General features: G+C 60.9%; 19 protein-coding genes. 13 read left to right on the forward strand and 6 right to left on the reverse strand.

Annotation, left to right across the window (positions count from 1 at the left end; genetic code table 11):
- Positions 1-218 precede the first annotated feature (218 nt).
- From rpsO to KF841_05125, 3 genes are all read left to right on the forward strand, one after another.
- Positions 219-488 carry a 30S ribosomal protein S15 gene (rpsO, locus tag KF841_05115; GenBank protein ID MBX3394725.1) on the forward strand — a complete coding sequence of 90 codons (270 nt, stop codon included), beginning with the start codon at positions 219-221 and terminating at the stop codon, positions 486-488.
- 283 nt (positions 489-771) lie between these two features.
- Positions 772-2,913, forward strand: coding sequence for a polyribonucleotide nucleotidyltransferase (pnp, locus tag KF841_05120; GenBank protein MBX3394726.1), 2,142 nt, complete (start codon positions 772-774; stop codon positions 2,911-2,913).
- Between the two features lie 124 nt (positions 2,914-3,037).
- The gene (locus KF841_05125; protein MBX3394727.1) at positions 3,038-3,808 is read left to right on the forward strand and encodes a two-component sensor histidine kinase; all 771 of its coding nucleotides are present in this window, start codon (positions 3,038-3,040) and stop codon (positions 3,806-3,808) included.
- A gap of 52 nt (positions 3,809-3,860) precedes the next feature.
- Here the strand turns inward: KF841_05125 and KF841_05130 are convergent, their stop codons facing one another.
- Positions 3,861-4,457: a hypothetical protein gene (locus tag KF841_05130; GenBank protein ID MBX3394728.1), complete on the reverse strand. Its 597-nt coding sequence runs from the start codon at positions 4,455-4,457 to the stop codon at positions 3,861-3,863.
- A gap of 126 nt (positions 4,458-4,583) precedes the next feature.
- Here KF841_05130 and lpxK point away from each other — a divergent pair, with 126 nt between their 5' ends.
- Together lpxK and KF841_05140 are read left to right on the forward strand one after the other, a co-directional pair.
- A complete protein-coding gene (lpxK, locus tag KF841_05135) occupies positions 4,584-5,747 on the forward strand; it encodes a tetraacyldisaccharide 4'-kinase (protein ID MBX3394729.1) in 1,164 nt (387 codons plus the stop codon).
- Positions 5,748-5,888: 141 nt separating this feature from the next.
- Positions 5,889-7,391 (forward strand): HAD-IIIA family hydrolase, encoded by a 1,503-nt coding sequence (locus KF841_05140; GenBank protein MBX3394730.1) that lies wholly within the window; start codon positions 5,889-5,891, stop codon positions 7,389-7,391.
- A 56-nt stretch (positions 7,392-7,447) separates the two neighbouring features.
- Here the strand turns inward: KF841_05140 and KF841_05145 are convergent, their stop codons facing one another.
- Together KF841_05145 and KF841_05150 are read right to left on the reverse strand one after the other, a co-directional pair.
- On the reverse strand, positions 7,448-8,008 hold the full coding sequence (locus KF841_05145) for a hypothetical protein (GenBank protein ID MBX3394731.1): 561 nt from the start codon (positions 8,006-8,008) through the stop codon (positions 7,448-7,450).
- Between the two features lie 138 nt (positions 8,009-8,146).
- The gene (locus KF841_05150) at positions 8,147-8,617 is read right to left on the reverse strand and encodes a hypothetical protein (GenBank protein ID MBX3394732.1); all 471 of its coding nucleotides are present in this window, start codon (positions 8,615-8,617) and stop codon (positions 8,147-8,149) included.
- 188 nt (positions 8,618-8,805) lie between these two features.
- Between KF841_05150 and KF841_05155 the strand changes: the two genes are divergently transcribed.
- The 5 genes from KF841_05155 (at position 8,806) to KF841_05175 (ending at position 14,321) form a co-directional block, all read left to right on the forward strand.
- Positions 8,806-9,501: a hypothetical protein gene (locus KF841_05155; GenBank protein MBX3394733.1), complete on the forward strand. Its 696-nt coding sequence runs from the start codon at positions 8,806-8,808 to the stop codon at positions 9,499-9,501.
- Positions 9,502-9,719: 218 nt separating this feature from the next.
- Positions 9,720-10,304, forward strand: a complete 585-nt coding sequence (locus KF841_05160; protein ID MBX3394734.1) for a helix-turn-helix domain-containing protein — start codon at positions 9,720-9,722, stop codon at positions 10,302-10,304.
- Positions 10,305-10,347: 43 nt separating this feature from the next.
- Positions 10,348-11,178, forward strand: a complete 831-nt coding sequence (locus KF841_05165; GenBank protein ID MBX3394735.1) for a hypothetical protein — start codon at positions 10,348-10,350, stop codon at positions 11,176-11,178.
- Between the two features lie 213 nt (positions 11,179-11,391).
- The gene (locus tag KF841_05170; protein ID MBX3394736.1) at positions 11,392-13,047 is read left to right on the forward strand and encodes a hypothetical protein; all 1,656 of its coding nucleotides are present in this window, start codon (positions 11,392-11,394) and stop codon (positions 13,045-13,047) included.
- Positions 13,044-14,321 (forward strand): competence/damage-inducible protein A, encoded by a 1,278-nt coding sequence (locus KF841_05175; protein MBX3394737.1) that lies wholly within the window; start codon positions 13,044-13,046, stop codon positions 14,319-14,321. The genes KF841_05170 and KF841_05175 overlap by 4 nt, the downstream gene beginning before the upstream one ends.
- Before the next feature lie 71 nt (positions 14,322-14,392).
- Here the strand turns inward: KF841_05175 and KF841_05180 are convergent, their stop codons facing one another.
- Positions 14,393-15,487 (reverse strand): SGNH/GDSL hydrolase family protein, encoded by a 1,095-nt coding sequence (locus KF841_05180; protein ID MBX3394738.1) that lies wholly within the window; start codon positions 15,485-15,487, stop codon positions 14,393-14,395.
- A 49-nt stretch (positions 15,488-15,536) separates the two neighbouring features.
- Positions 15,537-17,126, reverse strand: a complete 1,590-nt coding sequence (locus tag KF841_05185; protein ID MBX3394739.1) for a HAMP domain-containing histidine kinase — start codon at positions 17,124-17,126, stop codon at positions 15,537-15,539.
- A 270-nt stretch (positions 17,127-17,396) separates the two neighbouring features.
- Here KF841_05185 and KF841_05190 point away from each other — a divergent pair, with 270 nt between their 5' ends.
- The 3 genes from KF841_05190 to KF841_05200 all read left to right on the forward strand — a co-directional run bounded on the left by KF841_05190 (position 17,397) and on the right by KF841_05200 (position 22,579).
- Positions 17,397-18,563, forward strand: coding sequence for a hypothetical protein (locus KF841_05190; protein MBX3394740.1), 1,167 nt, complete (start codon positions 17,397-17,399; stop codon positions 18,561-18,563).
- Between the two features lie 70 nt (positions 18,564-18,633).
- A complete protein-coding gene (locus tag KF841_05195) occupies positions 18,634-20,658 on the forward strand; it encodes a polysaccharide biosynthesis protein (protein ID MBX3394741.1) in 2,025 nt (674 codons plus the stop codon).
- A 457-nt stretch (positions 20,659-21,115) separates the two neighbouring features.
- Positions 21,116-22,579 (forward strand): hypothetical protein, encoded by a 1,464-nt coding sequence (locus tag KF841_05200; protein ID MBX3394742.1) that lies wholly within the window; start codon positions 21,116-21,118, stop codon positions 22,577-22,579.
- A gap of 10 nt (positions 22,580-22,589) precedes the next feature.
- Here the strand turns inward: KF841_05200 and folP are convergent, their stop codons facing one another.
- Complete coding sequence (gene folP, locus KF841_05205; protein ID MBX3394743.1) at positions 22,590-23,480, reverse strand: dihydropteroate synthase; 891 nt, start codon at positions 23,478-23,480, stop codon at positions 22,590-22,592.
- Positions 23,481-23,549 lie beyond the last annotated feature (69 nt).

Below are 23,549 nucleotides of genomic sequence, written 5' to 3' on the forward strand. Positions count from 1 at the left end.
ATGGTTATGGCGAATTGTCTTCAAATCGCTCAATCTGATTCGTTCCCTGCGGAGGATGCTCGGTCGGCTGCCTTTTTCGCCTTGTCGAATCGGTGATTGTCCGGTATATTCGAACCCTAATTCGACAGAAGTGGGAGAAGATGAGTGGCTGCGGGAATGGCCTGCAGCGGCATGGAAGTGTTCTTATCAGGCAGCAGCGAGCAGGAGTGTCGTACGACATGTCATTGACGGACGAAGCGAAGCAGAGCGTGGTGACCCAGTATCGCCGACACGAAAAGGACACGGGCTCGCCCGAGGTCCAGATCGCCCTGCTGACGACTCGCATCCAGCAGTTGACCGAGCATTTCAAGACGCACAAGAAAGATCATGCGTCGCGCCGTGGGCTGCTGAAGATGGTCGGCGCTCGATCGAGTCTGCTGAAGTATCTCACGCGAACCGACCGCGGCCGCTATCAGCAGACGATCGACAGCCTCGGCCTCCGCAAGTGATTCGGCAAGGCTGATCCCTTTCGATAACGTCTCCGCTCCCAACTTTCACTTCACGATCGAAGAACCTGGTCCGCCGGACAGCGTCCGACTTTTCGGCACGCTTCCGGGGAGTGCGCAGGCTTTTTTGCCATTTGCGCCCAATGGATCGGATCGAGTGAAATGGCCGCGGCACCTGCACTCACCGGGCAGGAGTCGATCGGTCTGCAAAAGATGCGAGGACGCTCAAGGGCGTTTCAAATAAACATGCGGCAATTGGATCCGGTTGTTAGAAATAGGAATCAAAATGGCAATACACAGCGTTGAAGCGGAGATCGGCGGTCGAACTCTCAGGATTGAAACAGGCAAGTTGGCCAAGCAGGCCGACGGCGCCGTCGTCGTCACCTACGGCGAGACGGTCGTGCTGACTGCCGTTGTCACGGCATCTCCGAGAGAAGGCATCGACTTCTTCCCTCTTTCGGTTGACTACCGCGAGAAGATGTACGCGGCGGGGAAGTTTCCGGGCGGCTTCTTCAAGCGCGAGGCCCGGCCGTCAGAGAAGGAAATTCTCACCATGCGACTGACGGATCGACCGATCCGGCCGCTGTTCCCCGAGGGATACAAGAACGAAGTCCTGATCCAGAGCATGGTGCTTTCGTCAGACCAGGAAAACGATCCCGATATCCTCAGTATGATCGGCGCTTCAGCAGCCCTGACCGTGAGCAGTTGCCCGTTCGAAGGGCCCACCGGCGCTTGCCGCGTGGGGCGCGTTGACGGCCAACTCGTCGTCAATCCGACGATGCAGCAGCGCGAAATGAGCGATCTGGAAGTTGTCGTCGCCGGTCATAAGGACGGCGTCAACATGATCGAGGCCGCCTCGCTTGAAGTGCCCGAAGATGTCATGGCCGATGCACTGGCCTTCAGCTTTGATGAATGTCGCAAAGTGGTCGCGCTCATCGAGGAACTCGGCCGCAAGGTGAATCCGGTGAAGGTCAACCCGGTTCCGAAGCGCGATGAGACGATGATCCGCCGCGTCCGGGAGCTGTGCGAAAAGCTCGACCTGAAGAACGCGCGCTGCAAGCCCATGAAGGCGGAGCGCGTGGCCGCCGTCAAGGAAATCAAGGACAAAATCATCGGCGAGTTGATTCCCGAAAACGGGGCCGACGACCTGCCGTACACGCGGAATGATGTCGTCGAAGAGTTTGACAAGATCTTCGAACGCTACTTCCAGGAATCGGTCATGGAGACCGGCAAGCGGTCCGACGGCCGCGGACCACTCGATATTCGCAATATCGAATGCGAAGTCGGCGGCATTCCCCGGACGCACGGCTCCGGCCTCTTTACCCGAGGCGAGACCCAGGCGCTCGTTGTCGCAACGCTTGGCACCAAGCGCGACGAGCAATTCATCGACAACCTCGTCGAAGAGTACAACAAGAAGTTCATCCTGCACTACAACTTCCCCCCCTTTTCCACCGGTGAGGTCAAGCGCATCGGCGCGGTCAGCCGTCGCGAGATCGGCCACGGCAATCTGGCCGAACGCTCGCTTCAGGCCGTCATGCCGACCCCTGAGCAATTCCCTTACACCGTGCGAATTGTGAGCGAAATTCTTGAATCCAACGGTTCGAGCTCGATGGCGTCGGTCTGCGGCGGAACACTTGCCCTGATGGACGCTGGCGTACCGATCAAACACCCCGTCGCCGGCATTTCCATTGGAATGGTTCACGATGACCATGGCGGCTATAAGCTCATCACCGACATTCAGGGCGAGGAAGATCACTACGGCGACATGGACTTCAAGGTGGCCGGCACACAGGTGGGAATCACCGCCATTCAGCTCGACCTCAAGGCCCGCATGATATCGCAGGCGCAGATCGTCGAAGTTCTGAAGCAGGCCCGAGACGCCCGGATTCACATCCTCAAGAAAATGCTGAGCGCCATCCGAGAGCCGCGAGCGGAAATCAGCCGCTGGGCCCCGCGCATGCTGACCATCCGAGTCGAGCAGGACAAGATCGGCAAGATCATCGGCCCGGGCGGAAAGGGCATAAAAGCCATCGAAGCGGGAACCGGCGCGAAGCTCGACATCGACGACGACGGAACCGTCCATATCTCCTGCATGGACGCGGCGGGCGCGCAAGCGGCGTACGACGCCGTCGAGGCGATCAGCGTCGGCGTGAAGGTCGGCCGAATCTACGAAGGCCGCGTCAGCGCGATCAAGGATTTCGGCGCCTTCGTCGAGGTGGTTCCGGGCACGGACGGCCTCTGTCACATCAGCGAGCTGTCAGATGGCTACGTCCAAAAGGTCAGCGATGTCTGCAAGGTCGGCGATGAAATGCGCGTCAAAGTGATTCTCATTGACGACACCGGGCGCATCAAGCTGTCGCGGAAGGCCGTTCTGCTTGAAGAGAAGGCGGCAGGCAAGACCGCGGCTGGCGAGGCCCAGCCGGCCTGAGCCCTGCCGATGACCTCGGCAGCACGTTTGCCGTCGTCGGAGCGAATGCATCTCCAACAAGAACCCCCGGCCCGTGCCGGGGGTTTTCATGCGCGGGTACAATCACGCGAAGGGAGCAGCGTGCATGACCGAACAAGACGACCACACCGCCGATCTCATCGTGGAGCTGTCCGCAGCCGCGGGCGGCCTTGCGCATGAGATTCGCAACGCCCTCTCGACGCTGCGAATGAATCTCCAACTGCTCGACGAAGACTGGGGGCGGCTCGAAGAAGATGAACACCGGACCGATTTCGACGCAATGCGATCCGCCGGCGATCGGCTCGGCGTGGCACGGCGCAGCAGGAAGCGCCTCGATACGCTGCTCCGTGAAACGCGACGGCTCGAATCGATCCTCGAAGACTTCCTCCAGTTCATCCGGCGGCGAGAGTTGAAAATCGAAGACGCCGATCTGAATCAGGTCATTGCCGAAATCGTCGAGTTCTATCGGCCGCAAGCCGACGCCGGCGGTTTGCAGATGCTTTTCTCACCCGCTGATCAGCCGTTGCCCTGCCGGATAGACGTCAGATTGATTAAACAGGCCGTACTCAATCTGCTGATCAACGCACAGCAGGCTGCCGGAATGAACGGCCGATTGTCAATCGCAACCTCGTGCCATGATGACGGCACCTATCGGATCCGGGTCTCCGACAGCGGGCCGGGCATTCCATCCGATCAGATCGGACGCGTATTCGAGGCCTACTATTCGACAAAGAAGGGCGGTACCGGCCTGGGGCTGACTTTGGCGAGACAGATTGTGCAGGCCCACGCGGGCCACATCATCGCGAGTTCCCCACCCGGCGAAGGCGCCTGTTTCACCATCGAACTGGCGGCGCATCCGCAATCGCCGACGGCCTGAACGATGCCGTGAAACAACCTCGCGCCGGCTCGCCGAGATTTCATCAAGCTGTTCAGGGTGCGCCCGATGTCTCCGCCCCGGCATCTTTCGGCGGACTGACGCGATTGAAAATGATCTGGAGAATATCTCGCTCGAGGCGCGAGTCTCGCGGCATATCTGTCCAAGCCTGGGTCTGAGAGGCCGAGACGCCGGCATCACGTTCGATCGGGGTCGCGTTCGGCACGTCGTTGAATTCGCGATGCTGCTGAAAGGCTCGCTGGTCGGCCGTGTCCAGCCGCTGGACACTTACTTCGCAAAGCGCGATGCAGCCATTACCGCTCGGCGTAATCAGGACCGTGGCACGTCGCCGCATGCGGTTGTTCGGGCGCAATGTGCTGTCGAGAATGCGGTCCGTTCCGCCGCGCTGGTTGTACTCAACCAGCGGCGTGACGATGCGCAAATCGGCGCGGGATGCGTCGAACGCCGTGAAATATTGTCGCACCGCGTCGATCGCGGCATCGAACGCCTGATCGGGCTTGGCAGTCGGCAGCGCGATCCGATTCCATCGCGAAGGCGCTGACCGCTGGGTCGGGCCTTCCTCGACGCTCGAACAACCGGGCCATGCTGCGACCCAAACCATCCCATACCAGATCAGCCGGCTTCCCTTCATCGACTCACGCCTTTGCACGCTTCGGGTCGAGATTCGCTTCCCCTGCCGATCGCAGACTAAGGCGCGCGACGCCGGGAGTCAACGTCACCGCCGCAATCACCGCCGTTTCTGATACACTCTCCGATCATGTCCGCCCGGCGAAGCACATTTCTCGATCTGGTCTCCGGCCGACGGGTCGGCTTCCGGGCGCGACTTGCCCGATTCGGACTGGCCTGCCTCGCCATCCCTTACGAGCTGATTATCCGAATGCGGAATCTGTATTACACCCTCGTCTCGACAGCGCGCCGGCGCGTCGAGAAACCGGTCATCTCAATCGGTAATATCACGGTCGGCGGCACCGGAAAGACGCCGATGGCCGCTCGCATCGCGCGAATGCTCGCCGATCGACGCCGCACGGTCGCAATTCTCACACGCGGATACAAGGGTCGTCCCACCACCGCGACGACGGATCAGCCGACGCCGCCCTGGACCCTCGAAAGCGACGAGGCCCGCGTCCTCCAACGCCGATGCCCCGATACGACCATCGTCATTGATGCAGACCGTGTGGCCGGCGCGAAGGCTGCCATTTCCGCAGGATGCGATACGCTCGTGCTGGACGACGGCTTCCAGCACCGGCGGCTCGCCAGAGATCTCGATCTCGTTCTCATCGACGCCACAAACCCGTTTGGCCACGGGCGGATGCTGCCGCGCGGCCTGTTGCGCGAACCCCCCTCGGCACTTAAACGAGCCGATATCATCGTTCTGACACGCAGCGACGAGATCGATCCGTCTGACAAAATGCTGCTCCTGGCGACAATTCGCCGCTGCTCAGGCGGAAAACCCCTCGTACAGGCCGTCCACCGAATCTCCGGCTTTCAGGATGTCGCCGGATGTTTCCTGCCGGGGCAGGATCCCGGCGCGGTGCAGGCCGTGATCTTTGCAGGCGTCGGTAATTTCGAGAGCTTTCGTCGATCGGTGGAGCGCCTCGGCGTCTCGGTACTCGCGGCCTACGAGTACCCCGACCATCACGACTATTCCGCAGACGAAATCACCGCGCTTTGCGACGTGGCTCTCACGTTGGAGGCAAATGCCGTGGTCACGACTGAGAAAGACGCCGTCAAGCTGCTGGAGCGATGGCCTGACCGCAGCTGTCGCCTGCTGGTTCTCAATGTGGAAATCGAATTCTGCGACGACGGTGAACGATTCGTGGCCGAGCGCATGGACGAAATGCTGAGCCGATTTCCCGCTTTGCCGGCCATGAAGGCAGCTCAGAGTCCGCCGGGCGAATCGATCGGGGTCGAGGAGTTTTGACGACTGGCGCTCGCCGCGCCCATCTGGTGCGATAGGCTGGACGGGCGCATAATGAGTCGCCTCGACACGAATACGAATTGCGGGCCGATCGGTCGGCGTCGACGACGCACACAATGGCCCGGGAACGGGCGAAGGACACTCGTGAATCAGAAAAGGCCGGCGGTCTTCGTCGACCGCGACAACACATTGATCCACGACCCCGGCTACCTACGGCATGCGGAGCATGTGCGATTGCTGCCCGGTGTCGGCGAAGCCGTTGCGAGGCTGCGATCCGCGGGCTTTCCCGTGGTCGTCGTGACGAATCAGTCGGGTGTGGCCAGAGGCTATCTCACCGAGGCGGAGCTGGCGACGGTGCATCAGCGCATGCAGGAACTGCTTCAGGAGAGCGGATCCGGCGTCGATGCCATCTATTACTGCCCGTTTCTCACCGGCCCCGATGCCGTGGTCGAGGCGTATCGCAAGGAAAGCGATCTGCGAAAACCCAAGCCCGGCATGATGCTTCAGGCCGCCGAGGACATGAACCTCGATCTGGCGGCATCCTGGATGATCGGCGATTCGGATCGGGACGTGCTTGCCGGCATGGCGGTCGGCTGCCGTACCATCCTCATTGGCAATGGTCCCATTCCCGACAATGTTACGCCGGATTTCACCGCAGCCGGTTTCGCCCGGGCGGCGGACATCGTGATTCGCGAAACGACCGCACGATTAGCGCCGAAGCCGGAAGCTGGAACCGCGACCGAAAATCGGAAATCCGGGAAGAAGGGCGGCGCTTCAAGAACGCACGGGCCATTGCCCGCATCCCCTTCCATACCCGCTTCGAATGCGCCCAAGTCAAAATCCGAATCGTCGCACAATACGAATGGAGCTGTCGCCGTGGCCGCTCCGCCCGCGGTCCGCGTCGCCGATCCGCACGTCCGCATTCTCGAACCGGCTGCCGCCGCTTCACGCAGAAACGTGGTCGAGGCCGAATCCAGCCGCCCGCCGACCAAACCCTCTGTGCGGGACGAAGTGGCTCAAAGCACTCCTCCGGCGCCGGCGCCTGCCCCGCAGCTTGCGGACGAATCACGGCCAGTCGCCGAGATTCAGCAATCCGCGTCCGTGCAAAAACCGACGGAATCCGCGGATGCACCGAATTCATCAATGCCGACACCCGCCAGGCAGCAATCCAGCTTGGGTGAAACGCTGACGGCCGCTTCCCCCCCTGCGCCCGCCGAACAGCCCCGGCGGCAGGAGACCACGGCGCCCACCGGCGCCTCAGAACGCCCGGCGATTCACACTGCACCCGAAGCCGCACCGAGCGAAGCGATCAGCCCCGCGAAAGAAGCGACGACCGCCACTCCAAGCGCATCTCCGGCGAAAGACTCGGATCAAATTGAAAGACTGCGACAGAACAAACCGCCAGAGCCGACGATGGGGCAATTGCTTGAAGAGCTGCGGATGATGCGGCGCGAAAAGCAATCGACGGATTTCTCATTCGCGCAGCTCGGTGGCGCGATCGCGCAGGCCTTCGCGGTCTGCGCTCTCGCGTTCGGCCTGTTCGCAGCGGTGAACGGAGAAACCCAGTCCGCGACATTTCGAATTCAACTCGCCATCGCGTTTCAGCTGCTCGCGCTGACGGGTTTCATCGTCAATCGAAAAACATGATCGGTGTGCCGGCACGGCCTGCTTGACGGTCGCGCGGCAATGGCAGGCGATGCAGATCAGCCCGGCTGGCGTTCGACAATCGGCGGATCGACATCTTCGACGAATTCGCCGTTCTCGATGAGGTAGCCGCGAGCCTTCATGATTCGGCCCTCAAGTGCCCGGACGCGCTCGTCGGAAGCGGGCGTCCCCGAACTGAGCAACTCCTTCCGTTCGGCGATCGCCTGCTCCATCTGAAGCCGTATCTGGGCATAAAGCGCGTCCAGAATCGCCTGACGATCAACCTCCTGACTTTCGTACGGCTGCCCGATCTTGTCAGAAGGCTGAGCCGCCGACTCGGCATGCGCGTGGGCATCGCTCTCTTGCGGCGATTTAGTGGCGGATTCATCGATGTGCGAATGCCCATCGTGTGAATGCGACTCGCCGGAGTCCGTCGCCGCAGCGTGATTGTCGCCGGTGGCCTTCGAACCCTCATCCGCTGGTTCAGTGTGTTTCGCAGGTTCAGATTTCTCCTTCGGGCCGCTGTCCTTGTCGCCACAACCGACCACAAAGGTCAACGCCAGGCAGCACGCTGCGCCGGCAACAAACTTCCCTATCGACCTGACTATCCGATCCAACATTTTCGTTCTCCCTGTTCCGGTCCGGCGCGGCGTAGCGAGCGACTGCCTCACCGGCATTCCCGATCGCGGCGATTCGATCGAGCACCAGCAATGGCACGCGCGCGGATTCGATCCATGCTCAGCCTCTTATGGGTCCGTTCAATCTTCAGCCGGCTGGGTCGTCGGCGCCGGCGTCTTTGATGATCCTGTCGCGGAAGATTCGCCTGACTTGTTCCCGGCTGTCTTCCAGTCCTGTTCTTCCGGGCGATTCACCACGACTTTGACGGCGATCCATTTCATCGCCAGGCCTTCGCCCTCTTTATATCCATGAACCTCAACCTTATCCCCAGGCCGGATATCCGAAATCGATGCCGTGCGGCCATTCAGAATGACCGAAGTGTCCTCCCGGAATGTGCCTTCCACATCGATAGTCTGGCCATCCTTATTGGCGATCGACATCGCGACGATGCGATTCTCCGTATCGATCCGCTTGGCAATGCCCTCTCGCTGCCGAATCTTCGGCTTGCCATCGTTATCGTCCTTGCAACCCACCAACATCGCGAATGGCAACATCATGCAAAGACCTGTGGCCGCGACTCGCTTCGCGCTGAAAAAGTCTGAGCGCATCATCAGTCCTTCCAAAATCAAGAAAGGCGGCAGTCCAACACCGGGATTCGCACACCTTCCCAATCCAAACCCAATACTCTATCCCCGCCGAACCGGACGTGCAATTGCGAACGCATCCGCAGAACCGACCACCCTCAGCGGCCACGAACTCGCTTGATTTACCGTCAACAGCGACCTATCGTTCAGGCTTGATGAGCGACGAGCCTGCTACGAATGCGAGCGATGCCTCGTCAAACGCGACCAAGATGAAGCGGGGACCGCGATGGCTTGCCGTGGCGGCTGTTGCGTCGCTTGTTCTGCACTCACTCGACTATCTCCTCGGACTGGTGATCTGGCTTCCGTTCTACAGCGGCCTGTTCGGCTACCTGCTCGCCGGACTCATCGCGGGAGGAACGGCGTTTCGCCTGGCGCGGACACTGCGCCCGGTCACGCGATCCCGCATCATCCTTTTCTCGATTCTCATGGCGACGGCCAATGCGCCATTTGCGCTCTATTGGGAATATCATCACGTCGCCGAAGGCGTCGCCGGCCTTGCGGGCTTCAGAAAGCTGCGCGCCCGCGCCGCAAGAGACAATACTCCCATCAAGGAAGTCAACGATCGCATCAACGACGAATTCCGCTCACAACTTGCCTCGCTCTACCCGCCGGGCCGAATGCTCGGCTATGCGCGGTGGTGCATCGCCAGCGGCGAAATGGTCATCGAAGTCGGCGACGCATCGGACACGGTCTTCACCGATCATCAAGGCTGGGTGTGGCTGGTTCGCTCGATCATCGCGTACGTGTTGTCTATTCTGGGGCTCGTGTTCAGCTTCGACGGACTCCGCTCCATGCAGCCGATCTCGAATGTGCTTGCGCCGGGCGAAGAATACGAGGAACTGGACGACTAAGACCTGCCCGCGCATTCCAACTGCAACGCACGCGGCGCGCTCCCCACGAGCGCCCAGACTGAACGACTTATCGGAGCCACACGGTCCATCATCCCCAGAAACCCAGGCCGGAACGCCGAATCAGCCCATTTAACCTCACAGCATGCCGCGAAGAGCCGATCTAGACTGGCCGAATCCGCGTATGGAACGCGCGATTCGATTGCCACGGGTACGCGCCAATGAATCGGCCGAAGGAAGTACTGACCACCGGCGAAGTCGCCAGACTCTGCAAGGTCGCGCCGCGCACGGTTTCCAAGTGGTTCGACAGCGGAAAGCTCCGCGGCTATCGCATTCCCGGAAGCAAAGACCGGCGGATTCCGCTGGCGCAGCTCATTCGATTCATGCGAGCCCACAACATCCCTCTTGAAGGACTCGACAGCGGCACGACGCGCGTACTTATCGTCGAGCGGGATCGCAGCGTGGCGGAATTGCTCTCCAACGCGCTCGCAAACAACGCCGGTTATGACGTTCGCGTCGTTCACACCGCGTTCGAAGCCGGAGCGGTGGCGCAGTCGTACATGCCCCAGGTCATGCTGATCGATTCCACCATGCCCGGTCTCGACGCCCGCGAAAGCTTGAACGCCGTTCGAAACGTGCCTGAACTCGCCAATTGCCGACTCGTCGCACTCGCCGGCTCGTCGAAATCCGGAGAACATGTCGGTCTTCGGCAGGACGGATATGATGCCGTGATCGGCAGACCCTTCGAAGTGTCACAGGTTGTTCATGCCATCGAAACATCACTCGGTGTCGCCGGCGCGCTGTAATTCCGAAACGGCCACCGCGGCCCGCTTGTGAGGAAAAAGTCTGATGCTCCTCAAGGATTTCCACCGTCGATCTATTCACCGAAAACCCTCCGCCATCGCGATCGGACTGGTCGCACTGGTCTTCACATCAGGCTGCCTGCATTCTGAACCCCGCGTCTATTCCGGTCCGGCCGTGTATCTCATCGAAGGCGATTCCCTCGACGAATCCGACGGGCTTGATTTGATCTGCGACGAGCTGACGCGACAGGAAATTCACGCCCGCGTCTATCAGCCCGACAATTGGCTCCGCATCGTGAAAGACATCGAAGCCCGGCCGAACGACGATGTCATTCTTGTCGGCCACGGTCACGGCGCATTCCTTGCGACGCAGGTCGTTCGGCATTTCGCCCAGCGTCACAAGTCCAGGTTCATCAAACTGGTCATCACGCTCGACGCATATAACAAGGACTGGCCCCACAACGACTGCGAGGCCGGATTCGCGGAGCCGCACGAAAAGCCGATGCCGATCCCCATCGGTCACAATGCCCTGTGTATTCGAAACTACAATCAGTGCAATCCCGAAAGCAGGCGCTGGGGAGCGGATCTCGTATCCACGCGGGCATCCAATCTGGCCGATCAGCACCCATACTACTGGTATGACGACTGGTGGAATCGCCGACCGGTGACCGGACAGTTGCTGGCTCATGAAGTGACGAACGAAGGTCTCGTGCACGAAACGATCGACAACGACGAGACGCTTGTCCGCCGCGTGATCGAATTGTGCCGCCGCGCGGCGCTTTCGCCTTACCATTACACGCCGCCCGAACATCATCCCGCCGTCAAGCGAACCGAAGACCGCTCTGTTCCACGAGGAAAACCTCGAAAATCCACGTGATCTGACAACCGAGCCGCCGGCACTCGATCCCCGATTGACAACGCCCGCCGTCGGCTTGAACGTACTCGCGTGAAACCACCGAAACGCTCGTCACAATCCGGCGATCATCCGGCAACGCGTGGTGAAGCCGCGCATCGTTCCCGCGTCGAAGCCCGACGACAGCGCGGTCGCTTTCAGCCCGGCCTGCCCTCCGGCGCGGGGTGGATCCGAACGATGGCGTTCGCCCTCGCCGCGGCGATTTTGAGCGCCCTGATGGTGCAACACGCCATCCGGCCCGATGCGATCATCTCCGCATTAACCCAGTCTGAGACGCAATCCGCCGAGGCCAATGCCCGACCAATCGAAGAGGCTTTCTGGGATCGCCTTCGCGCAGACCCGAACGGACCGAATCGAGCCGCATTGAGTTCGCTCATGAACACCTTCAACCGCGTCGATCTGGGCGAGGAGCAGCCCGCATCCGTGATGAACCAGGCCGCGGCTTTTGTCGCGGCCGACCTCGACAATCTGACGTCCCGCATCGCCTACGCCGTGCTGAATGATCGGGCGATTCTCGCTGAGAAAACCGACGCCGATCACGACGTGGAGACCGGCCGCCGGTTCGCCTCGATGCGCGAGATCATCGAAGGCTCCACGCCGGCCCGTCGCGCCAAACTCTATTCTGCCCCGCTCTTTGACATCTGGGCCGCCACGCTCGAGGGACGATTCAATCGTGCCGATGTCATGGCATCCCTTCGCTGGCAGATGCGGCGCCTTATCCATGTGGACCCGCGACTTGGCGCCTGGCGCGCACTTCCGAAGCTCATCAGCACACTTACTGAACTTGCGAACGCGCTGCGCGTCGCCGGCCGAGATGCCGACGCCGCGCTCTGCGATCAGTGGGCGGCGGCCTGTGCATGGGGCGTGCTTGACAGTGAACGTGATGCCCCCACTCGCCTGCTGGCCGCCGATCTGCTCGCCCAGGCAACCCGGCAGACGGCCGCGCAGATTGCCCTGGGCGCCCGGAAATTCCGAAGCGACTTCGTCGCGCGGGCTGCCGCGGCTGATATCGACTTCTGCAACCAGGGCTGGACCGCGGCGCGCAGCGTCGCCCCCAGCGAATATCGCACGTCCATCACGTTTTTTATTGCAGCGCTGACAGCCGTCGCGATTGCCGTCGGAGCGGCCGTTACACTGGTCACCGCCATACTGCTGCTGCCCTTTGCATGGTGGATCCGCACGCGCCGTCAAAAATCGATCGCCGCACCCGCTGACCCATCCGAGCCGATTTCAGCCAGTGCGGCGGCCGCCGTCATCTCGAAGCGCGGGGTGGCGCTCACTCAATTCGGCCTGATCATCGCATACATCGCGGCGGTCAGCCTCCGACTCCGCTTCGACCAGTTCTACTCCATCACCGCCTTCATCGATCTCGCGATCGTCACCCTCGGCGCGGGCGCTGCGACCGCGCTGGCCGGAGCGGCGGCAGCAAATCCCGCCTGGCGAATCGGACGTATCATATCCATCGGTCTCGCCGCGGCGCTTGCACTGCTTTGCGCACTGCCCGTCGCGGCGCACGCTTGGATTGGACGGTTCTTCGGACTGACGCTCCTGTCGGATCTCGTCTTCTTCCCGGTCGTGGTCGGTATCATCGCATCCGCTGGCATCCTCATCGAAGCATCCCTCCGCCGAATCGCACGGTCCGCCGCGGTCACATGGCTCCTCGCCGCTGCTATCGGGATGCTGCTCTACTACACTCACTCTGCCGTCGATCGGACCTATCAGGCCGCGGTCGTCGCGGCGTACCCCGACGAAGTCGCCGCCCGACTCGGTCCGGATTGGCGACAAACCTATTTCGCCGAAGCGGCGGCGCGCTATCAGCCTGACAAGCCATGAAGATCGCTCATCTCATCAGCATCGGAAACGAGCTTACCGGCGGCCGGACTGTTGATACCAATTCGGCCTGGCTTGCAAGACAACTTGCATCGGTCGGTGTGCATTGCACTCGACACGTCACGATCGCCGACGAATTGGAACCGATACGCGATGCGATGCTCTCGGCTTCGCACGATGCGGATTTCGTGATCGTCACCGGCGGGCTCGGTCCCACCCCTGACGACCTCACCCGAGAAGCCCTGGCCGTTGCGATGTCGGTGCCGCTGGAACTGCATGGCGAGAGCCTGGCGCACATCGAGAGCTACTTTCAATCGCGCCAGCGAACAATGTACCCGGCAAACAGGCAGCAGGCCATGCTTCCGCAAGGCACTCGCGCCATCCCCAACCCGCACGGAACCGCGCCGGGAATTCGCGCAACGCTCAATCGGGCGGAGTTCTTCATTTTGCCAGGCGTGCCTTACGAAATGAAAGCCATGTTCGAGGCAACCGTCCGGCCCGAGATCGCATCGAGCGACGCCGGAATCGTCGAAGAGCGAGTGCTTCGCACCTTTGGCATGAGCGAATCCGAGGTCGGCGAGCGAATCGCTGATTTGATGCGGCGGGATCGCAATCCCACGGTCGGCACCAGCGCGGCCGAACTGATCATCTCGATTCGCATTGTGGCCCACGGTTCGACCGACGGCGAGATTAAACGCCTGATCGATGCGGACGAACTGGAAATACGAAACCGGCTGGGTGACGTTATTTTCGGCGCGACGGAAGATACGCTTGCAACCGCTGCCGTCAGCACGCTGATCGATCGGAATCTGACATTGTCCACCGCCGAGTCATGCACGGGCGGGCTGATCGCCAAACTTGTCACGGACGTGTCCGGCTCGAGTGCCTGTTTCGTGCAGGGCTTCGTAACCTACGCCAACGACGCGAAAACACGATTGCTTGAAGTGCCGGGCGCGCTCATCGCGGCGAACGGCGCAGTCAGCCCACAGGTGGCCGACGCGATGGCGACAAACTGCCGACGCATCTCGGGCACCGACTTCGCGATCGGCGTAACCGGTATCGCCGGCCCCACCGGCGGAACCAGCGACAAACCGGTCGGGCTTGTGTATGTCGCCCTTGCGACTCCGACCGAAACGATCGTCAGGGAACTGCGTCTTGGAGACAATCTTCGCCGCGATCAGGTACGCGACCGCTCCGCCAAGGCCGCACTCAACCTGTTGCGGCTGGAACTCCATCGCTCGCGCCCGAGCCAATCGATGCGGACCCGGGCTCGCTGAAGCGGCATGCCCGAATCCACGTTGGCGGTGCACTACGTCGAAATGAAGCATCACGAAAATGGCACGATCGCTCAGTCAACGAACATCTTCAGTAGCAGCCGGGCCGCACGGTCGTGCGCCGTCGCGTTTGGGTGATGATCCATCGGGTGAACCCAGAGAGACGATGCGTCAAGACCGGTGAAGGTCTCCAGCAGATCCACACACGCAATCCCCTGCTCCGCGCAAAACGCGGAGATCAGGCCGTGAATGTCCTTGAACGGATAACGGCCATCCAGCTCCCACAACACGGGCCAGATGGCGACAATCAGTCGACAGCCGTCCCGCGCGGTCAAATCCCGGAGATCGGTCAGCGCTCGCTTGCAAAGCGACCATCGAGGCGACTCGAAGCTTTCGCGGATCGCCGCGAAGTAGGCCGACTGCAATCGATCCGCGGCGCGCGAACGCTCCAGAATTTCGCTGATTCGGGAGATGTGCGACAATCGTGAAAGCGGCTGGTCCGTCGTCCATTCGTCGTTTTGTCGAATGGTCTCGGCGCCGTCCATCGCATCATTCAGGAAGAATCCAAGCACGACCACGTCCGGCCGAAACTTGCTGATGTACATGCGATAATAGAGGAACTCATCAATCGTTCCGTGCCCCTGGACACCGCAGTTCAGCACCTCATACCGTGCGGGCGCCGAATCGGCTGGCCGGGTCGGCGCCCCGCCGTTGACTGCATTGAGCAGCGACTCCAGCCGGCGGGGATACACCGCCGCATCGTCCACTCCCTCGCCGAATGTGAATGAATCACCAAGGCACGCGATACGGATCACGCCGGAGTGCCGCGACATTGACATCTCCGGGCCGCGAAGCCCGTATTGATTGATCGAGTACCGCACCGGCCCGGTCGTGAACGGCGCGCCGGAAGGCCCGTCGTACACCGACGAAAACCGCGCGCCGGGCTGGTAGGAGATCGGACCGTTCGCAAGTCGCACAAAAGGAACCCGGCCGTCGGGCTCGAAGCGCCGCGGCGCAAAATGACCCGGGCCAATGCCGAAAAGACGCACGCCCAGGTCAACAGCCGCCGCTCCAATGACCACTGCGGCCGCCAACAGGACGACCCGCGCCACCCAATTCGGCCGCCGCGCGGTTCGCACCGATTCACCAGATGGTTGATTCGAATCCATCAGAATCCGCCGCGAGAAGGCCCGGTTCGGGCCGCGCCTTTGTCTTGCATTAGTCCGCCAGGTTGATCGTGCTCGTCATGGTGTCAATCGCGCCCTCGGGTGCGGCAACAGGCAGTACCACCGTGAACTCCGACCCTTTCCCGAATTCGCTGGATACCAGAATCGTTCCGCCCAGTCGAATCGCAAGTTCACGACTGATCGCCAGTCCCAGCCCGGTACCGCTGTGCTCGCGCGTCATCGAGCCATCGATCTGTTTGAATTTCTCGAAGACATTGTCCAGCTCGCCCGGTGGAATGCCGATGCCGGTGTCTCGCACCTTGACGCTGACGTGATCGCCACTCAGCGCCGACAGGCTGACTTCAATCAATCCGCCATCCGGTGTGAACTTCACGGCGTTGGACAGGAGATTGTAGAGGATCTGCTGAATCCGTCCTGAATCCGAAGTGATCGTCGGAACGCCCTCGGCCGCGATCATCGACAGTTGCAGGCTCTTCTTGTCTGCGAGCGGCCGCATGAAATCCAGCAGGTTGCGGATCATCTCTTCCATGTTGACCCCGCCCAGGTGGAGTTCCAGCTTGCCGGCTTCGATTTTTGCCAGATCGAGCAGATCATTGATCAAGCCCAGCAGCATGCGTCCGCTCGACATGATATTTTCCGAGTATCGAAGCGCGCGACCGCCCTCGGCGCTGGAGGCCTCGCGCAGCAGCTCGGCGAATCCGATGATCGACGCCAGCGGAGTTCGCAGTTCGTGACTCACGATGGACAGAAACTGGCTCTTCAATTTGTCGGCCTCGAAGAGAGCGACATTTCGCTCAGCCAGTTCCGCCAGCTTCGTATCGAGGCTCTTGTTGATCCGCTTCAATTCGTTCTCAGACGCCTCAAGGTGCGAAAGCATCGCGTTGAACGCGCGAGAAAGCTCCTCATATTCGTCGCCCGTCGCGATCGAACTGCGAATACTGTGATCGCCCTGCGACACGCTTTCCGCCACTTCCGTCAACTCGCGAACCGGCGAGAGAATCAGCTTCTGAGTGATGAGGTAAAACACCAGCACGGCCAGAATGCCCGCGAGCGCCCCCGCCATCAGGCTCAAACCGAAATTGATGAGAAAATCCACCCGCGCCCGTGGCGCGACATATTCCACTGCCACGATCCCGAGCAACGCCCCCGCCGGATACTTGCCTCCGGCCGAACGAACCGCAAACGCCATGCGGTATACGAACGCGCCGCTCGAGGAGTCCCACTTGGGCGGAAGCTCCGACGCACTCGGGTTGCGGATGAATTCGTCGATCGCTTCCCGGGTGAACGAATCGGCATCAGGCGGAGCGACCGGCTGATTAGGGTCCGATAACCGTATCAGCCTCGGAGCAGGTCCGGTGTAGCCGTATTTCGCCGCATTGCTCGGCCACCAGGTTTCCAGTGCCCGCTGTTTGAGCTCCCAGTTATCCGCTCCCAGTTCGGACCGGGCGATCGCCAGCCGCCCGGTCTGGCGAATCAACTGACCGTTCATCAAGTGAACGAGGTCTCTCATACGCAGCCACGGTACAAACAGCGCGGCAGAAACGATCAGCAGCACGGCCAGACCGAACAAAATGCGGCATTTTGCCGCCAACGAAACCTTGAAAAAAGAGATCCGAGCCATCGTCGGTGGTACCGTTCGGAGCGTGTCTGACCCCGCCTTGATCCATCGTCGTACAGTTCATTGGATCGCGCCGTCTTCCTGATTGCGACCCGCGCGAGATCTTAACGGCATTCAGTACGAATTTGACTCCGAGAATCCCAATGATTCACACGCCCCGGTTTGCAACGGCGCACAGTGAACCATCGGCCGGAGCGCGTTTGAGTGTGTTGACTGAACAGAAAAGTGCCGATAGCATAAAGTGTTCATTGAATTGAACTTGGAGCGTTCCCGATGCGCAAGTCAAAGCCATTCTTGATCTTGCTCGCGCTGATCGTATCGGCCCCGGCGGATGCGGATGCGCAAGCGACAGCCCGGTCCATGCGCCGCACTGAATCGCGGATTCGCCCCGGGCAGCGTCTCAATACCGCGTCGGCGTCCGGATTTGCGACCCGAGCCAGCCGAAATCGCCCCGGTGTCGGCGGAATCCGCGCCTACGGCGGCGTTTCGAGCCGGAGCGATCAGATCCGCGCAGAACTCGCCAGAATGATCAACAACCAGCGCGACGGCCTGCTCGCGGCGCCACCGAGCTCAATTGACCCGATCTACAACATGATGTCACGCCGAAACTTGCTGCGCTCGCGATCGGCACTTGCCGAGCGCACGGCTTCGATCATGGGACATCAGGATTACATTCTACAGGATGGCAAATGGGCAGGCGCCGTGCAGCCGCCCGCGATGCCGATCTGGTCACCCTCCACCGCGACCATGCGGGAGGCGAGCGGCGCGATCCCGCCACCCATGCCGGATGTCTATGAGGCTCCGAAACTGGGCATGTCGAGCGACGGCCCCCCCATGAGGACGTACAACTCGATGCTCGCAAGCCAGCTTGGCGCCAAAGGGGAGCAGTATTTGCGTGAAGGGCTCGATTTTTTTGCGAACAAGCAATACTCGCAGGCCCAGCAGAAATTCGAACTTTATCAGCAAACCACTCCGGAAAGCCCGCATCCGCTCGCGCTTCTGTCGATCACATCGTACCAGCAGCGCGATTTCAACCTGTCGATCCTGTTTCTCGCGCAAGCCCTCCAACGAATGTACGATCAGCGGCTGGACCGGCTTGATGATCTCCGCGTCGACCCGCGGGTGCTGTATCCTGATCCCAATGACTTCCGCCGAATTGTTGATGAGTCCACACTCATCGCCAAGCTTCCGGGCAGCAGTCCACGTTCGAGCCTGCTCATGGCGTATTTCCAGTTGCTTAATGGCAGCCCTCAAACGGCATTGTCGGCGCTTGACACCGCCATCGTCGGGATCGAAGCCGAGGCCCGCGCTGAGGAGCAGAAGTCGGGGCAGGGCAGCGTGATTGATCGAACTTCCCACGTGAAGTGGTTCCGCGAACTGGTTCGCAAGACGATGAGTGGGCCGTCAGGCGCTGAGGTGTCTGCGCCAGCGCCCCGTTGAGCGTGCCTTTCGCGTCGGTCGAAGCGCCGCCGCGCGGGGCAATCAGAAGGAAAGAAGCGAGTGAGCAGTGATGGCGGACTCCAAAAAGAGTGAAGCAACTCCGATTCGCGGAGGGATCCTCCGCTATCGCGATGCACTCTCATGGATTATTCACGTCATCCTCTTCGCCGTGTCGTTCTTTATCGCATTCGGGCTTTACTTCAACTTCCGGCGATTTGACGCATGGCTCGTGCCGTTCTACCTGCCGCTGCTGGCTCCGGTCGTCCTTATCAAGACACTTGTCTTCTGGCGGCTGAATCTCTTTCGGGGCACATGGCGCTACGTCGGCATGCGCGATCTTGGCGCAATCACGATGGGCAGCCATGTCAGCACGTTCCTGTTCGTCGTGATGTTCTTCGCGATGGCCCAGTTCTATCCGCAATTTCTTTCCGATCGGGAACCGCTTCAATTTCCCCAGTCGGTCTTTCTGCTCGACTGGGGCGCGACGATCGGCGTTGTCTGCGGCGCGCGCCTGCTCGTCCGGCTTTATCACGAGGAAGTTCGGCACGTCGCGGCCTCGGGCAGCCGGCAATGCCTGATCCTCGGCGCGGGTGACACGGGCGAAGCACTGCTGCGCGAGATTCTGCGGATGCGGGTCGAGCGACACAATGTCGTCGGCTTTCTCGATGACGATCCCGCCAAGCAGAATTCCCGCATTCACGGCGTACCCGTGCTCGGCCGAATTTCGGAGGCCCGTTCGTTCTGCGAGCGGTTCAGCATTGAGGAACTGCTTCTTGCCATGCCCAATGCCCCGCAGAAGGCCCTCCGCAAGATCGTCGAGCAGTGTGAGGGCATGAATGTCCGGTTCCGCACCGTTCCGTCCATGGAGGCGCTTATCGAAGGCAAGGTCGCCGTCTCGCAGGTGCGCGACGTCCAGATCAAGGACCTGCTCGGCCGCGAACAGGTCGAACTCGATCAGGAGAAGATCCGACATCAAATCGAAGGGCAGCGGATTCTCGTCACGGGGGCGGGCGGATCGATCGGGTCCGAGCTATGTCGCCAAATCTGCCGATTCGGTCCGAGCCGACTCCTGCTGCTTGAGCAGGGCGAGAACAACCTCTTCGAGATTGATCGCGAACTGGCGTCCTCCTTTCCTGATGTGTCCCGCACCTGTCTCGTCGCCGACATCACCGATCAATGCCGCGTCGATCGCATCATCAGCGAAAATCGACCGTCCATGATTTTTCACGCAGCAGCTCACAAGCACGTCCCGATGATGGAGATCAACGTCGGCGAAGCCGTGAAGAACAACATACATGGCACGCGCATTGTGGCCGATGCCGCCAAGCGTCATGGCGTGGCGCGGTTTGTGATGATCTCGACTGACAAGGCGGTGAATCCGACCTCGGTCATGGGTTGCACAAAGCGCGTCGCCGAGATGTACATCCAGCAACTCCGCCAGGGAGGACAGACCCAGTTCATCACGGTCCGATTCGGCAATGTGCTCGGATCGAGCGGCTCCGTCATACCGATTTTTCAGAAGCAGATTGCCGCGGGTGGGCCGGTGACCGTGACGGATCCGAACATGACGCGGTATTTCATGACCATTCCCGAGGCATCGCAGCTCGTCCTGCAAGCGGGCGCCATGGGCAACGACGGCGATATCTTCGTGCTGGACATGGGGGAGCCGGTCAAGATTGTCGATCTGGCCCGCGAGATGATCACACTCAGCGGGCTTCGCCCCGGCGAGGACATCGAAATTCGATTCACCGGCATTCGCCCCGGCGAGAAGCTCTACGAGGAACTCAGCGTTCTCGGTGAGGACATGGGCAAGACAACCCACGAAAAGATCTATGTCTGGCGCAACAAGAAAGAGGATTGGAACAAGGTTTGTCGACAGATTGACGCCATCGTCGCGGCAGCGGATTCGCTCGACGGCATCGAACTGCGCAAACGCCTGATTGAGATCGTGCCTGAGTTTGAGCCCGAAACGCTGACCGCCCGATCAGAAAAAATGCCGCGCACCGCCACGATACGAGAGAGCGAAAATGTGCGCAATTCCGCCTCGACAGCCAAGCTCGGAACGCTTCCATTCGGCGAAACACCGGCAACCTGATTCAATACTGAATACTGTCGTGAGCCGTCCATGAACCAGACGAGTGATTTTCAATCGCGCCAGGCCGGTCACCGTGGAGCGACACCCTGATGCCGCGTGGCCTCGCCATACTGGGTTTCATCATTGTTGCCGCGGCCGTCACGCTATTGACGCTTCGTCGAAGGAAAGGCCGCGAAAACGGGGCCTGTTGTCCCGAATGCGGGCATGCACTGCCGAATCGGGCGTCACCGCGCTGCCCGGCATGCGGGGAGAGCATCTGAGCGGCCGCCCGCAGTCTTATCCACGGCGATCGCACTCGTTGGAGGTATTCCAAACGTTGCCGTTGCGGATACACTGATGCCTATCCCACGCTTGACCCCGGGCGGTGCACTCATTGGCTTCGCGCCTCACGGTCGGTCGGTCAGACTGGTTGGTCATTCGGAGATTTCAGTTGCATTATCGATTCAATCCACGCTCGGTGAGTTCGACAACTCGCTTGCGGATGACGATTGGCCTGCTTGCAATCCTCGCGATTCCGCAGTTCGGCTGCTTCCACGAGCGATCATTCACGCTCGATCTTAATCGCATCGAGTACGTCAGCGACGCACGCACCGTCGGTCCGCGTAACGCGCGCGAGTGGACACGCCTGGTGCACGAGCGGTTGGAACACCTGCTGCCGTACGAAGATCGCCAGACGCCAGCGCTGTTGACTGAATCGCTGCTTGACGCGAACGGAAAACCGATCGACGTGCTCAAGTATTTCAAGAAGAACAAAGCCTACCTGCACACATTCATCGGCAACCTGAGCGGCATCTCGCAGACCGCGCAAGTCACGGGCAACTCACACTGCATGGACGAGCCGGCGCCGCCATGGGACGGATTCGAGGATATCTGGATTCCGATCTCGGATAAGCTTGAGCTTTCTGCTCGCGTTGGCTGGGCGCGACACGACGGCCGCATCATGGATACGGATTGCATCATCCTTCTGCCCGGCCTGCTCGGCGACAACATGCGAAAGCGGGCGAAGGACATCGGCCAGTTGCTTGTCGAAGCGGGCCATCACGTCGTCTCGCTGGAGTTTCGCGGTCATGGCCGGACGGAAGCCAGGTACGCGAACATTGCCTACAACTTCGGCACGATTGAAGCCGGCGATCTCGTGACGGTTGCGGAATGGCTGGAGTCTCAGTCGCATGTAACGGCGACGGGCATTGTAAGCTTCAGTTGGAGCGCGAATCTCTCGCTGCTCGCTGCATGGGAAAACACGCGAGCCGATGACCATCCCTCCGTTTCGCCGCGATTCAAACCGTTCCTGCGACCGCGGGCAAAGAAGATCTACTTTGAAAGCGGGATCTTCGCGATCTCACCGGTTCTGGATCTGGAGCACATTGTCGATTCGCTCGACAGTACCTGGTCCATTTCGCAAAATCCGGTGCTCAACGCCGTGCAGTGTACCATCAATCGGCGGGCGGAACGCCACGGGTATACGTCGGTGAACGGCAGTCTTCGCCGGCTCATCGAGTGTGAGTTTGCGCGAACGGCCCTTACCTACCCCGGAGCGATTGAAGATGGATTCGACTATCTGCGCTTCCTTCCGTACAAGGGCCGGCCCTCCGGGCACAAGATGCAGGATGCCAAAGTGCCGATTCTCATCCTGCACAGCGCGAGCGACCCGCTGGCGTATGCACAGGAAATCGCCGACTTTTTCGGTGAAATTTCAAATCCCAACGTGGCGGGCATCGTCCTCAAGGGTGGCGGACACGACGGCTTTGCCGCTCACAGCAAGCGATATTTCTACAGCCTGATGCTGAACTTCTTCCACCCGGACTACGGCGCTCGACAGGCGCGCCAGCGAACGACCATCGTGGAAACCGGCTCGCACGAGAACGACACGCAGTTGATCAGCGATGCGCCGGCATCGAGCGGTCAGACCGGCCGAAAGTAATCGTCGCGGTCTATCGCCCGCGAATTGCCCGCCAGATGGCGCGCATCGTGCACACCATGCGCACATCGTGGACGCGAACGATGTCGCAACCCGACTGGATCAACCAGAGCGCCGCGGCCGCCGACCCGACCTGACGCGATTCGCTTGCGGCCGCTCCCGGCGCGGACGGATTTTGTTCGCCCAGCAACTCACCGATGCACCGCTTGCGCGAGACGCCGATCACCACCGGCCACAATCCGCCGAACACGGAGGCGGCATTGCGGATCAGCGCGAGATTGTGATCGAGCGTCTTGCCGAACCCAATGCCCGGATCAACCAGCAATCGTGAGGCGACATCAAACCCGGACTCCCTCAGAACCTGAGTCCGTTCCTGAAAGAAAGCGAATACCTCCGCAACCACATCATTGTAATGCGGGGCCTGTTGCATTGATTCTGGTGTGCCCTGCATGTGCATGGCGATAAAGACGGGCTGGCGGCGCACCAGCAGCCCGATCATGTCAGGATCGTGCCGTGCTGATGACACGTCGTTGACAATATCCGCGCCGGCATCCAAGGCGGCTTCCGCAACCAGCGCGGACCGCGTATCGATCGAGATCGGAACCGAAACACCGGCCGCGCGGGCGCCGGCTATCACCGGCACGACGCGCGCGACCTGCTCTTCGTCGGTCACGCCGGACGATCCCGGCCGGGTGGATTCACCGCCGATGTCGATCAGCTCCGCGCCTGCCGCCTGAAGCTCCACCGCCCTTTCAACCGCCGATTCGACGCCAGGGTAGCGGCCGCCGTCACTGAAGCTATCGGGCGTGACATTGAGGATGGCCATGACAAGTCCGCTGGCGCAAAGTGGCAATTCGCCGTGTGCGGTGGGGAGGCGGCGAAGGATGCGCGAGGAATGGGGCATGCTTTCCGGGGTCACGCCGACATGATAGGCTGAACCACCGTGCCCTGACAGCCGCGGAAAGGTGATGCA

The sequence above is a fragment of the Phycisphaerae bacterium genome (assembly GCA_019636475.1).
Classification (GTDB): Bacteria; Planctomycetota; Phycisphaerae; order UBA1845; family UTPLA1; genus JADJRI01.

What these genes read in the sequence shown, in the direction of transcription:
- rpsO (MBX3394725.1), top strand. Translation starts at nt 219, where the DNA reads ATGTCATTGACGGACGAAGCGAAGCAGAGCGTGGTGACCCAGTATCGC.
- pnp (MBX3394726.1), top strand. Translation starts at nt 772, where the DNA reads ATGGCAATACACAGCGTTGAAGCGGAGATCGGCGGTCGAACTCTCAGG.
- KF841_05125 (MBX3394727.1), top strand. Translation starts at nt 3,038, where the DNA reads ATGACCGAACAAGACGACCACACCGCCGATCTCATCGTGGAGCTGTCC.
- KF841_05130 (MBX3394728.1), bottom strand. Translation starts at nt 4,457, where the DNA reads ATGAAGGGAAGCCGGCTGATCTGGTATGGGATGGTTTGGGTCGCAGCA.
- lpxK (MBX3394729.1), top strand. Translation starts at nt 4,584, where the DNA reads ATGTCCGCCCGGCGAAGCACATTTCTCGATCTGGTCTCCGGCCGACGG.
- KF841_05145 (MBX3394731.1), bottom strand. Translation starts at nt 8,008, where the DNA reads ATGTTGGATCGGATAGTCAGGTCGATAGGGAAGTTTGTTGCCGGCGCA.
- KF841_05150 (MBX3394732.1), bottom strand. Translation starts at nt 8,617, where the DNA reads ATGATGCGCTCAGACTTTTTCAGCGCGAAGCGAGTCGCGGCCACAGGT.
- KF841_05155 (MBX3394733.1), top strand. Translation starts at nt 8,806, where the DNA reads ATGAGCGACGAGCCTGCTACGAATGCGAGCGATGCCTCGTCAAACGCG.
- KF841_05160 (MBX3394734.1), top strand. Translation starts at nt 9,720, where the DNA reads ATGAATCGGCCGAAGGAAGTACTGACCACCGGCGAAGTCGCCAGACTC.
- KF841_05165 (MBX3394735.1), top strand. Translation starts at nt 10,348, where the DNA reads ATGCTCCTCAAGGATTTCCACCGTCGATCTATTCACCGAAAACCCTCC.
- KF841_05170 (MBX3394736.1), top strand. Translation starts at nt 11,392, where the DNA reads ATGGCGTTCGCCCTCGCCGCGGCGATTTTGAGCGCCCTGATGGTGCAA.
- KF841_05175 (MBX3394737.1), top strand. Translation starts at nt 13,044, where the DNA reads ATGAAGATCGCTCATCTCATCAGCATCGGAAACGAGCTTACCGGCGGC.
- KF841_05180 (MBX3394738.1), bottom strand. Translation starts at nt 15,487, where the DNA reads ATGGATTCGAATCAACCATCTGGTGAATCGGTGCGAACCGCGCGGCGG.
- KF841_05185 (MBX3394739.1), bottom strand. Translation starts at nt 17,126, where the DNA reads ATGGCTCGGATCTCTTTTTTCAAGGTTTCGTTGGCGGCAAAATGCCGC.
- KF841_05190 (MBX3394740.1), top strand. Translation starts at nt 17,397, where the DNA reads ATGCGCAAGTCAAAGCCATTCTTGATCTTGCTCGCGCTGATCGTATCG.
- KF841_05195 (MBX3394741.1), top strand. Translation starts at nt 18,634, where the DNA reads ATGGCGGACTCCAAAAAGAGTGAAGCAACTCCGATTCGCGGAGGGATC.
- folP (MBX3394743.1), bottom strand. Translation starts at nt 23,480, where the DNA reads ATGCCCCATTCCTCGCGCATCCTTCGCCGCCTCCCCACCGCACACGGC.